This window comes from Rhodanobacter sp. IGA1.0 (genome assembly GCF_040208325.1).
Taxonomy (GTDB): Bacteria; Pseudomonadota; Gammaproteobacteria; order Xanthomonadales; family Rhodanobacteraceae; genus Rhodanobacter; species Rhodanobacter spathiphylli.
Genome location: NZ_CP157948.1, coordinates 1,683,193 through 1,695,216, shown reverse-complemented (window position 1 = coordinate 1,695,216; position 12,024 = coordinate 1,683,193). Strand labels below are relative to the sequence as shown.

The following is a 12,024-nucleotide window of genomic DNA, read 5'->3' as shown; positions in this document are numbered from 1 at the left end:
ATCCCGCCACGGGATGGCGCCGCTCGATGCTGGCCGGCCCGTGCGCCGCGGGCCGGCCAGCGGCACATCAGCGATCCGCCGGCACCGTGAGCCCCACGAAGTTGCTCTGCTCGCCCCGGCGCACCAGCAACAGCACCGTGCTGCCCGCCTTCACGCTCTTCGTGGCCGCCTCGAACTCGGCCACGCTGCCGACCTTCTGCTGGTTGACCATGGTGATCACGTCGCCGGCACGCAGGCCGGCCTGCGCCGCCACGGGGCCGGTGATGTCGTCGATCACCACGCCCTGCCCCGCCTTCAGGCCCAGCTGGCTGCGCGTGTCGCTGTCGATCGACTGCACGGTCAGACCCAGCGCGGCCGAACCGGCCTGGCTGGACGACGGCGCCGAAGCCAGGTTGTTGACCGCGTTGCGATCACGCTTGGCCTCGCTGATGGTCACGTCGAGCGTCTGCTTCTTGCCGTTGCGCAGGATTTCCACCGGCACCTTGCTGCCCGGCTTGGTCATGCCGACCAGCGGCGGCAGGTCCGACGCCTGCTGCAGTGGCTGGCCGTTGTAGCTCAGGATGATGTCGCCAGGCTGGATGCCGGCCTTGGCCGCACCGCTGTCCGGGCTGACGTCGACCACCGCGGCACCCGCGCCATTGTCGAGCTTGAACGCCTTGATGATGTCGTCATTGACCGGCTGCATGGTCACGCCCAGCATGCCGCGCGAAACGTAGCCCTTGGACTTGAGCTGCTGCACGGCGCTCATCGCCACATCGATGGGAATCGAGAAGGACACGCCCAGGTAGTCGCCGGTGTTGGAGTAGATCTGCGAGTTGACGCCCACCACGCGGCCCTGCAGGTCGAACAGCGGACCACCGGAATTGCCCCGGTTGATCGGCACGTCGGTCTGGATGAACGAGGTGTACGGCTGGTCGCGCTGGCCCAGGTTGCGCCCCACGGCGCTGACGATGCCCTGGGTCACGGTGTAGTCGAAGCCGAACGGCGAACCGATCGCCAGCACCCACTGGCCCGGCTTCAGGCTGCGCGAATCGCCCAGATCCACTGCCGGCAGGTTGCCGCCGGCATCGACCTTGAGCAGGGCGATGTCGTAGGTCGGGTCGGTACCGATCACTTTCGCGGTGAGCGTGCGCCGGTCCTGCAGGCGCACGGTGACCTTGTCCGCGTGATCGACCACGTGGTTGTTGGTGAGGATGTAGCCGTCATGGGAAATGATGAAGCCCGAACCCAGCGAGGTGTGCTTCTGCTGCTGCGGCGAGGGCATCATCGGCATGCCGAAGAAGCGGCGCAGGATCTCGGCCTGCGGATCATCGGGCCCGCCCTGGCCGGGCATCATCTGCGGACCGCGCCCGCCATAACTGTCGGGTTGTTCGCCGGTGTACTTCGCTTCCACGTGGACGACGGCCGGTGCGTTCTTCTGCACGATGCCGGTGAAATCCGGCAGGGCCGCCGCGCTGCCCGGTGCCTGCGCCTGCACCACGCCGACACTGGCGACGCCCAGCAAGGCGCAACACGCCAGGCTGCGCAGGATGGAATGATTCATGGCTCCTCCTCAGGTTGACTCAAGCCGCACCGGCCTGAAATGGACTGGATGGTTCCGATGTGGGGGTTCCCGGCAGTGCCGGGGCCCGGCATTTCGCAGGTCATCCCGCGCACGGCAGCGGCCGGCCCTTGCGGTACCCGGTTGGTGGCGTGCATCGAAAACGGGCCGCGGGAACGACACGCGGACCCGGGCTATTGCGCGACGGCGGATGCCCTGCGCGACGCGTCGTCCGGCGCGGAGATCCGCTGCTGCTCCGGATCGAGCAGCAACAGGTAGCTGCCATCGTTGTTTTCCAGCGTGCGGTAACGCGGCATCGACGGGTAGCCCGACAGTCGCCGCGCATAGTTCGACGGGCTCTGCCCGAACGGCGAACCCAGCGTGGCCGAGGCCCGCTGGCTGAGCAGTCCAGCCGAATTGCCGCTGAGCCACGGTGGCACGGCCGCCGGCGCGCTCGGCTTGGCGGCCGTGGCCAGGCTGGGGACGGTGCTGGTCTGCGGGGTGTTGGCCGAGGCGGTGACCTGTTCCAGCTCACTGCCCGAGCGCGGCTGGCCCACCATCAACGCGGCGGCGGCCACGCTGGCGGCGATCGCGCCACCCGCGGACCAGCGCAGCCAGTGATGGCGCCTTGAGGGAGGCGCGGTGACCGCAGCCGCTTCCTGCTCGATCGCGCGCATCACGCGGTCGGCAAAGTCGACGCTGGCCACGGCCGGGAATTCCCGGCGCAGGCTGTCGCGCGCCACGTGGTAGGGAGACCAGGCGGCCTGCAGGGAGGCATCGTGGTCGAGACGGCGCAGCAGGAACCGCAGCTGCTCCTTCGACAATTCGCCATCGATGCCCGCGGAAAGACTTTCCCGGGTGTCCTGATTCATGCCTGCCTGATTCATGTCTGATCCTCGCGGTCCGACAAAAGTGGCCGCAGTTTTTCGTCGATCGCCTCGCGTGCCCGAAAGATGCGCGAACGCACCGTACCGATCGGGCAGCCCATCGCTTCGGCGATTTCATCGTAGCTGAGACCATCCACTTCGCGCAGCGTGATGGCGGTCCGCAGTTCTTCGGGCAACGCTTGGACAGTGGAAAACACCGATTGTTCAATTTCCTGGCGCATCAGCTCGCGCTCGGGCGTGGCGCTGTCGTGCATGCGCTCGGCGCCGGCCATGAACTCGGCGTCATCGGCGTCGATGTCGCCCGAGGGCGGGCGCCGCCCCATCGCCACCAGGTGGTTCTTGGCGGTGTTCACCGCGATCTTGTACAGCCAGGTGTAAAAGGCGCTGTCGCCCCGGAACGAGCCGATCGCCCGCCAGGCGCGGATGAAGGACTCCTGGGCGATGTCCTCGCACTCGGCATGGCTGCGCACATAGCGCGAGACCAGCCCGATCACCTTGTGCTGGTACTTGCGCACCAGCAGGTCGAAGGCCCGCCTGTCTCCCTGCTGGACACGCTCGACCAGCGCGCGATCCAGTTCGTTTTCGCCCATCCGGGCCGTATCCGTCGTCAATGCCGTCATCCGCTGCGGGAGCTTGTTTTGAACTGAACGCGGCGCTCAGACCGCGCCCAGGCGCCCTAGTTCACCTGGAACATGAAGTAGCGGCCCCCACCTTAACGCACAGCCCGTTGGCTGGTTGTCATGCCGGACCTGCCACCCGACCCGTGACGGGTATCGGCCAGTTATGGGGGCGCCGACGTTCCGCTCAAGCCAGCTCGGCCGCCCGCCCCTCCAGCAGGCGCTGCCGTTCGGCCAGCAGCTTGTCGAAACTGACCGGCGGCAGCGGGCGGCAGAACAGGTAGCCCTGCAACTCGTCGCAGCCGTTCGTGCGCAGGAACTGCAGGTGCTGCTCGATCTCCACACCCTCGGCAACCACGGCCCGGTTCAGCCGGTGAGCCATCTCGATGGTGGCACGCACGATCGCCTCGTCATCCGGGTCCACCCCGATGTTGCGCACGAAGCTCTGGTCGATCTTGATGCGGTCGGCCGGCAGCCGGCGCAGGTAATCCAGCGACGCGGCGCCGGTGCCGAAATCGTCGATCGCGATGTGGCAGCCCAGCCGGTGCAGCGCGTTGAGGTTCTCGACCAGGTTGGGCGCTTCCTTGATGCTGATGCTTTCGGTGACCTCCATTTCCAGCAGGGTCGGGTCCAGCCCGGTATCGCGCAGCACCGCGGCCACCGTGTCCAGCAGCTGCGGCTCCATCAGCTGCACCGCCGACAGGTTCACCCCCAGGCGCAGGCGCAGGCCGTAACGCTGCTCCCATTCCTTCGCCTGGCGGCAGGCCGTGCGCATCACCCATTCGCCGATCGAGACGATCAGGCCGGTCTCCTCGGCCAGCGGGATGAATACTGCCGGGCTGATCATGCCCAGCTCGGGATGTTCCCAGCGCACCAGCGCCTCCATCCCCACGATGTCCTCGGTCTCGGTGTTGACCTGCGGCTGGTAGACCACGCGCAGCTCGCCATTGCCCTCGGCGTGGCGCAGGCGGGTCTTCAGCGCCATGCCATGCTGCTGGGCATATTCCGGGCTGATCTCGTAGATCTGGAAGGTGTTGCGGCCCTGGTGCTTGGCCGCGTACATCGCCTCGTCCGCATGCTTGAGCAGGGTTGCCGCGTCGCCGGCGTCGTCCGGGAAGAAGCTCAGCCCCATCGAGGCGGTCACCTGCAGCTCGGTGCCGTCCTCCAGGTACAGCGGCGTCTCCATCACCTGGACGATCTTCTCGGCCACGCGCATCACGTCGTCGTTCTTGACGATGTGCCGCAGCACGATGGTGAACTCGTCACCGGCGTACCGCGCCACCGTGTCGGAGGCGCGGATGCTGCCGCACAGGCGCTGGGTGACCGTGCGCAATACCTGGTCGCCGGCCGCGTGGCCGTAGGTGTCGTTGATCGCCTTGAAGCGGTCGAGGTCGACGAACAGCACGGCGAAGCATTCGCCGTTGCGGGTGGCCTCGCGGATGATCGTTTCCAGGCGATCGTTGAACAGCAGGCGGTTCGGCAGCCCGGTCAGGGCGTCGACCAGGCCCTCGGCGCGGCCCTGTTCGCGGGTGCGGCCCAGCTCCAGCATCTGGGCGAAGCGCGCGACCGCGCAGCGCAACACCGGTTCGATGATGCTCATCTCGCCGAAGCCGCGGCGCGTGCCGGCGAGCATCGCGCCCAGCACGGTATGTCTTTCGTCGTACAGCGGCAGACCGGCGAAGCCGGCCAGTTCGAGCTGTTGCAGCAACGGGTCGATCGGCGCCAGGCGCTTGGCATCGGTGCGGTACAGGATCGACTTGCCGGCCAGCACCAGTTGCAGCGAACTCTGCAATTGCGCGGGCGGCCAGGCCACGTCCTCGCCACTCCACAACTGCAGCATCTGGTTGGGCGCTTCCGCCCCTTCGTGCCGCGCCGACCAGACGGCCAGGTAGTCCAGCCCCAGTTCGTCGAACAGCAGGCGGCCAGCGGCGGTCTGGGCGTCGACGCCGCTGGTCGAGGCAAAGATGCGCGACAGCAATGACAGCGCCGCCTCGGCCCGGAGGTCGGCGCGATCGCTGCGGAACATCAGCGCCAGCGCGTCACGCCCGGCATGCCGGATGCGCCGGACGCTGGCCTGGCCGGTGTCCGCGCCTTGCGCCGACTTGCGCTGGCACGGGTACCAGTTGCGGTTGGCCTCGGCCAGCACCTGGCTGATCGCGATGCCTTCGAAGCGCAGCACCTGCGCCAGCGGCAGGCCCTGCCACTGGTCGACGTGGATGCGGCTGTGCCTGCCCACGGTGGGACTGACTTCGAGCAGGCGGCCGCTCTGCGCGTCGGCAATCAGCCATTCGCCGTCGCCTTCCTCGAAGGTGAAGCGGTAGCCATCGGGCTCGGCCATCGCTTCGGGCACGGGCGGCAGCACACGGGCACGCGTGCCTTCCGGCGCCAGCGAACGCCGCCAGCGGGGAATGAGCTCGTCGGAGATGTTCCAGGCGGAAAGCCAGTCAGCGATCCCGGGCGGAAGATCCGCCGGCCCGAAGGTCGCCTCGTCCGCCAGCACCACGATCAGCGGCGTTTCGGCAGCCCCCGGAAGGTGACGCAATTGCTCGCAGGCGTGGCGTGCCTGCTGCGCGTCGCCGGCCAGCACGATCACCAGCAGCTGCAGGGGCGGCAACGGCGGCCGCCCTTCGAGCAGGATGGCCGCGTGCGGGACGTCGCGCGCGCTGTAGATCTGCGGGTAACCCGCCTGGTCGAGTGCGTCGAACAGGTTGCGCCGCAGTTCGCGCTGCGCTGCGACCACCAGGATGCCGGAGTTCATCGTGTCCTCGCCTCAGACCAGCCAGCGGCCGTCGCGCAGGCGCAGGCGCCGGGGCTGGCTGTCATGGCTGCCGATGTGCGTCGCCAGGTCGCCCAGGTGCTCGGTCAGCGCGGCGGGCGCATCGATCAGGACCACCCGGCGCAGATGTCCCTTGGGCGCGCGCGCCAGCTGGCGCAGCAGGGTGCCGTCCATCGCCGACAGCGGCAGCTCGAGTCCGAGCAGGAAGTACACGCCGAAATGCATGCTCTGCTGCATGTAGCGCAGCGCGTTGCCCAGCCGTTGACAGTCCGGCACGCGCACGTGGGCGTCGCGCAGGCTGCCCAGCCCGGTATCGGGTTGCCAGAGGTAGACGGCCTGGCCGGTATGCCGCGCGATCGCGCGAAACTGATCGATCAGGGCATGCACGTCCTGGCAGTCCAGCACCACCAGTCCGCTGGGTGCGGCCAGGATGCGTTCGAAGATCTCGTTGCCGGCTTGCACGGGAACGGAGGCGATTGTCGAATTCATTGCGTCCCCGTGCGGCGGCGATGAAGCCATGGAGTCAGCCAGCCCGCGACTGCCTGGATAAATGACGGGAAGGAGCCCGCTGGTTGCCACGTTGACCGATGCGCGCCGGAGCATCCCTGTTCCTGCCCGTCAGCCCGTCGTCCCGTGCCCTGCACGTCGCGCCCGCTGCAACCTCGGTGCCAACGGATGATGACCGATTTCACACCGGCACCGGCGCAGGGTCAAGCAGATGTGTCACATCTCGCAATCATGGCGTCGGGACGGTATGGTTCAGGCCTCCTCCACCACACCGTATCGACCCATGTTCGAAGGACTGCGCTTCAACCACTGGAAGACCAGCGAAAGCGAGGATGGCATCGTCACGCTGACCCTGGATCGCGCCAACAGCAGCGTCAACGCGATTTCCCGCGCGGTGCTGGACGAACTGGAGCAGATCGTCGAGCGCCTGGCCATCGAGAAGCCGGCCGGCGTGGTGATCCACTCGGCCAAGGCCTCGGGCTTCGCCGTGGGCGCCGACATCAAGGAATTCGTCGAGTACGCGAAACACGACACGGTGCTGGAGAACATCGAGCACGGCCAGCGCGTCTACGAGGCGTTGGCTCGCCTGCCCTGCCCCACCGTGGCCGCCGTGCACGGCGCCTGCATGGGCGGCGGCACCGAGCTGATCCTGGCCTGCCGCCAGCGCATCGCCGTCGACGACGAGAAAACGCGGATCGCCCTGCCCGAAGTGATGCTGGGCATCCATCCCGGCTGGGGCGGCACCGCGCGCCTGCCGCGCCTGATCGGCGCCACCGAGGCGCTGCCGGTGATGCTGACCGGCAAGGCCCTGTCGGCAAAGCGCGCCCTGGGCCTGGGCGTGGTCGACCGGCTGGCACGCCCGGACGAGCTGCTGAGCGAGGCGCGCCTGTTGCTGCGTCGCCCCGCGACGCGACCGTTCGCCCGCCGCGCCAGGGCCTGGGCCACCAATACCTGGCTGGCCCGGCAGATCCTGGCGCCGATCGTGCTGAAGCAGACCGCGGCCAAGGTGCGCAAGGAGCACTACCCCGCGCCATTCGCGATGATCGAGGTGTGGAAGCGTGGCGGTTCCGGCATCAGCCAGCGACTGAAGCTCGAGGCACGCTCGGTGGCGAAGCTGGCGACCACGCCGACGGCGCAGAACCTGATCCGGATCTTCTTCCTGCAGGAACGCCTGAAGGGCCAGGGCGCCGGCGTCGACGCGCAAATCAGCCACGTGCACGTGGTCGGTGCCGGCGTGATGGGCGGCGACATCGCCGCCTGGGCCGCGTTCAAGGGTTTCAACGTGACCCTGCAGGATCGCGAGATGAAGTTCATCCAGCCGGCGCTGGATCGTGCCCGCGCCCTGTACGAGAAGAAGCTGAAGTCCGCCGACAAGGTGGAGGCGGCGATGCAGCGCCTGCGCGCCGATGTCGACGGCAGCGGCGTGGCGGCGGCCGACCTGGCCATCGAGGCGATCTACGAGAACGCCGGGGCCAAGGAGGCGTTGTACGCCACCATCGAGCCCCAGTTCCCGGCCGACGAGATCCTGGCCAGCAACACCTCCAGCATCCCGCTGGACGAGCTGCGCAAGAACCTGGCCGCGCCGCAGCGCTTCCTGGGCCTGCACTTCTTCAATCCGGTGGCGCAGATGCCGCTGGTGGAAGTGGTGCGGCATGACCGACTCGATCCGCTGATCGAGAAGCGCGCACTGGCATTCTGCAAGGCCATCGGCAAGTTGCCGGTGGCGGTCAAGGGCACGCCGGGGTTCCTGGTCAACCGCATCCTGATGCCCTACCTGCTGGAAGCGCTGCGCCTGTACAGCGAAGGCGTGCCCGGCCCGGTGCTGGACCGCGCGGCGAAGAAGTTCGGCATGCCGATGGGGCCGATCGAGCTGGCCGACACTGTCGGCCTGGACGTGTGCGCATCGGTCGGCCGCGAACTGGCGCCCTTCTTGGGACTGGAGTTGCCGCCGGGGCTGGACGACAAGCTGGAGGCCGGCAAGCGCGGCAAGAAGGATGGCCAGGGCCTGTATGTCTGGCAGGACGGCAGGCCGCAGAAACCCGAAGTACCCCAGGAGTACGTGACGCCACCGGATCTGGCCGACCGGATGATCCTGCCGATGGTCAACGAGGCGATCGCCTGCCTTGCCGATGGCGTGGTGGATGATGCCGACCTGCTGGATGCCGGCGTGATCTTCGGCACCGGCTTCGCGCCGTTCCGGGGTGGCCCGATCCAGTACACGCGCAGCGAAGGCGCCGACAAGCTCAAGGCAAGGCTCGAGGAACTGGCGCAACGCCATGGCGAGCGATTCAAGCCGAAGAATGGCTGGGACAATCCGACGCTGGCGCAGGGTGGCTTCGAACTGCCGACTTCCCCCAGCCACTGAGCCCTGGATGACGCGTCACCCCCACCAGAGAGCCCGGCACGCCGGGCTCTTTTTCATGGACTCATGTCGCCATCACCACATCAGGTCGTCCGGCACGCCATCGTCACCGACGCCCGATGCCGTCGGGTCGACCAGCAAGGCCAGCAGGTGCGGATCGATGGCACGGACCTGTTCGGCAATCTCGCGCGCCACCAGCAGGTAGCGACCACCGTGCTGGACCACGCCCAGCTCGCCGGCATTGAGCGCGGCAAGCTGCGGGGCGTCCACATGCACCCGGCGGATCTTGCCGCCGTACTCGAAATTGCGCGGCTGGTCCGCATCGGTCTTGTTCAGCGCCTTGCCATCAAGCAATTGCTGGATCTTCTGCTTGCGCTCGCGGCGCAGCCGGGCCTGTTCGGCCACTTCCTGCTCGATCTGCTTGCGCTCCCGCGTCTCGGTCTGCGCGCGCAACGCATAAGCCCTGGCCAGGTCGATGTCCTGCTGGCTGCGGCCGGCCACAGGTGGTTGCGGCTTGCTGCCAGGCCTGGCAGCAGACTTGCCACCGGTATTGGCACCAGGCTTGCCGCCATGACGCGCCGGCTTGCCGGGCGACGGCGGCCGCTTCGGCTCGCGGGGGCGCTCGAGTTGAACCTGTTTGACGATGCCGCTCTTGAGCAGCTGATCGCGCAGGGAATCGGCCATGCGGGTATTCCGTGATCGTTGGATACAAATTTCAGTAATGCGGCGGCGGCGGTTCGTCGTGTGCGTCACTGCCCTGGGCGACCCGCATCGATGCCATTTCGCCGCGCAGATCGCGCAACGCGCGCTCCAGCGCAGCGATTCGCTGCGACTGGTCGGCGTCCGCCGTGGTCAACGCCTGGACAGCCTCGTCGATGAAGGTCAGCTTGACCTCCATCTCGTCCAGCCGCTGCTCGAACATGGCGCGCTGGTCGTTCACGGCGATGACTGCAGGCTGCGCCCGCGCCCGATGCCGTAATAGGCCAGACCCGCCTCCTCCACCACCGCCGGGTCGTACAGGTTGCGTCCGTCGAAGATCGCCGGTTCGGCCAGCGTCCCGCGGATGGCGGCGAAGTCCGGGCTGCGGAACGCCTTCCACTCGGTGACCACGGCCAGCACGTCGGCACCGCGAACGGCTTCCATGGCGTCGCCGCACAGCACCAGGTCCGCGCGATCGCCGTACAGGCGCTGCGTTTCCGCGCGCGCTTCCGGATCGAACGCACGCACGCTGGCGCCGGCTTCCCACAGCAACTCCATCAGTCGCCGGCTGGACGCCTCGCGCATGTCGTCGGTGTTGGGCTTGAACGCCAGCCCCCACAGCGCGATCGTGCGGCCCGCCAGCTGGCCGTCGAAGTGGCGCGAGACCAGCTCGAACAGCTTGCCCTTCTGCTGGCGATTGACCGCCTCGACCGCGCCCAGCAGACGGGCGTCATAACCGTACGCGTGCGCGGTGCGTTCCAGCGCCTGCACGTCCTTGGGAAAACACGAACCGCCGTAGCCAGCGCCCGGGTAGATGAAGCTGTAGCCGATGCGCGGGTCCGAACCGATGCCCTGGCGCACCAGTTCCACGTCGGCCCCCACCCGCTCGGCGATATTCGCGATCTCGTTCATGAAACTGATCTTGGTGGCCAGCATCGCGTTGGCCGCGTACTTGGTCAGCTCGGCCGAACGCTCGTCCATCACCACCATGCGATCGTGGTTGCGGTTGAACGGTGCGTACAGCTTGCGCAGCACCGCCACCGCGCGCGCGCTGGAGGAACCGACCACGATGCGGTCCGGGCGCAGGCAGTCTTCCACCGCGGCGCCTTCCTTGAGGAACTCCGGATTGGAGACCACGTCGAATTCCACCGTCGCGTTGCGCGCCTTCAATTCGCCAGCCACCGCCTCGCGCACCCGATCGGCGGTGCCCACCGGCACGGTCGACTTGTTCACCACCACGGCGTAGTGATCCAGGTGGCGGCCGATGGTGCGGGCCACCGCCTGCACGTACTGCAGGTCGGCGCTGCCATCCTCGTCCGGTGGCGTGCCGACGGCGATGAAGATCAATTCGGCATGCGCGATCGCCGGCGCCGCGTCGGTGGTGAAATCGAGCCGACCGCCGGCGTGGTTGCGTTGCACGATTGCCTCAAGCCCGGGCTCGAAGATCGGGATCTCGCCGCGCTTCAGGCGCTCGACCTTGCCCGCATCGATATCCACGCAAACCACCTTGTTGCCCATTTCCGCCAGGCAGGCACCGGTGACCAGGCCGACATAGCCGGTACCGAAGATAGTGACATTCATCATCGTCGTGACGATTCCCGCAAAAGTTGGACGTCCATTCTAACCGCCGCCGCGACCGCTTCGATCCGGCCATCGCGATTTCCGCAAACACGAAGGGGCGCGAATCGCTTCGCGCCCCTTCGTGGAACTCGCGCCGGAGTCGCCTCCGGCAACTGCTACGTAACGCTTACTTGCCGCCCGCAGCGGCGCCAGCCGGCGTCGGACCCGTCTTGACCAGGGTCACGTCGAAAATCAGCGTGGCGTTCGGCGGCATCGGCGGCTGCGGCTCGGCACCGTAAGCCAGCGCGGACGGAATGAACAGCTTGTAGTGACCACCGACCTGCATCAGCTGCAGACCTTCACGGAAGCCCGGGATCACGCCGGCCAGCGGGATCTTCGCGGCGCCCGGCGGGTTGTGCTTGGCCGAGGCATCGAACACCTGGCCGTTGATGAAGGTACCGGTGTAGTTGATCTCCACCGTGTCGTTCGGACCCGGGCGGGCGCCCGTGCCCTGGCTGATCACCTGGTACTGCAGGCCCGACGCGGTCGTCTTCACGCCCGGCGCGCTCTTGTTCTTGGCCAGGAACACATCGCCTTCGGCCTTGTTCTTGGCCGCCAGCTTGGTCATCTCGGCCTGGTACTTGGCCTGGATCTTGGCCATGAAGGCATCGTGCACCTGCTTGGCTTCGGTGTCGCTCATGGTCGGCTTCTGGCCGGACAGCGCCGCCTTCACCGCGTTGGCCACGGCGGTCGGATCCAGTTCGTCGCGCATGATCGGCGGAACCTGGGAAGCAATTTCCCAACCCACAACGTAGCTTGCCTTGGCCTTGTCGACGGTGCCCGCAGCGCCAGTCGTCTGGGCGGCAACGGAGGCCGTCATGCCCAGCGCAACAGCCATCGCGGCCGCCGTCAGCGTGGGACGCAGAAAGTGCTTCATTCGTAACTCCCTCATGTATGGATGTGCCGACACTGCCGGCCGGGCCCCCCCGATGGAGGCAGGCCTCGCATTGTGCGGTGCTTGTCAGATCTTGGCAACGATCGGGCGATCAGACCGTCATTCCCTATAAAGGTTCATT

The 12,024-nt window shown here is 67.5% G+C and carries 10 protein-coding genes; 1 reads left to right on the top strand and 9 read right to left on the bottom strand.

The window, feature by feature from the left end; translation table 11 throughout:
* Positions 1–67 precede the first annotated feature (67 nt).
* From ABNK63_RS07650 to ABNK63_RS07630, 5 genes are all read right to left on the bottom strand, one after another.
* Positions 68–1,543 (bottom strand): Do family serine endopeptidase, encoded by a 1,476-nt coding sequence (locus tag ABNK63_RS07650; RefSeq protein ID WP_007805326.1) that lies wholly within the window; start codon positions 1,541–1,543, stop codon positions 68–70.
* A gap of 191 nt (positions 1,544–1,734) precedes the next feature.
* The gene (locus ABNK63_RS07645; RefSeq protein WP_350017085.1) at positions 1,735–2,427 is read right to left on the bottom strand and encodes a sigma-E factor negative regulatory protein; all 693 of its coding nucleotides are present in this window, start codon (positions 2,425–2,427) and stop codon (positions 1,735–1,737) included.
* Entirely contained in the window at positions 2,424–3,017 is a 594-nt protein-coding gene (gene rpoE / locus ABNK63_RS07640; protein WP_007805322.1) for an RNA polymerase sigma factor RpoE, read from the bottom strand. Before rpoE ends, ABNK63_RS07645 begins: the two co-directional genes overlap by 4 nt.
* A 214-nt stretch (positions 3,018–3,231) precedes the next feature.
* Positions 3,232–5,802 (bottom strand): bifunctional diguanylate cyclase/phosphodiesterase, encoded by a 2,571-nt coding sequence (locus ABNK63_RS07635; protein WP_007805320.1) that lies wholly within the window; start codon positions 5,800–5,802, stop codon positions 3,232–3,234.
* Positions 5,803–5,814: 12 nt separating this feature from the next.
* On the bottom strand, positions 5,815–6,309 hold the full coding sequence (locus ABNK63_RS07630) for a hypothetical protein (protein ID WP_040672691.1): 495 nt from the start codon (positions 6,307–6,309) through the stop codon (positions 5,815–5,817).
* 301 nt (positions 6,310–6,610) lie between these two features.
* On the opposite strand from ABNK63_RS07630, the gene ABNK63_RS07625 reads away from it, so the two are divergent.
* Entirely contained in the window at positions 6,611–8,692 is a 2,082-nt protein-coding gene (locus ABNK63_RS07625; protein WP_350017084.1) for a 3-hydroxyacyl-CoA dehydrogenase NAD-binding domain-containing protein, read from the top strand.
* Between the two features lie 72 nt (positions 8,693–8,764).
* On the opposite strand, the gene ABNK63_RS07620 is transcribed toward ABNK63_RS07625, so the two are convergent.
* The 4 genes from ABNK63_RS07620 to ABNK63_RS07605 form a co-directional block, all read right to left on the bottom strand.
* Positions 8,765–9,373 (bottom strand): DUF2058 family protein, encoded by a 609-nt coding sequence (locus tag ABNK63_RS07620; RefSeq protein ID WP_007805314.1) that lies wholly within the window; start codon positions 9,371–9,373, stop codon positions 8,765–8,767.
* Positions 9,374–9,404: 31 nt separating this feature from the next.
* Entirely contained in the window at positions 9,405–9,611 is a 207-nt protein-coding gene (locus tag ABNK63_RS07615) for a SlyX family protein (protein ID WP_157581839.1), read from the bottom strand.
* 14 nt (positions 9,612–9,625) lie between these two features.
* Entirely contained in the window at positions 9,626–10,969 is a 1,344-nt protein-coding gene (locus ABNK63_RS07610) for a UDP-glucose/GDP-mannose dehydrogenase family protein (protein WP_007805309.1), read from the bottom strand.
* A 166-nt stretch (positions 10,970–11,135) separates the two neighbouring features.
* Positions 11,136–11,885, bottom strand: coding sequence for an FKBP-type peptidyl-prolyl cis-trans isomerase (locus ABNK63_RS07605; RefSeq protein WP_350017083.1), 750 nt, complete (start codon positions 11,883–11,885; stop codon positions 11,136–11,138).
* Positions 11,886–12,024: the final 139 nt, after the last annotated feature.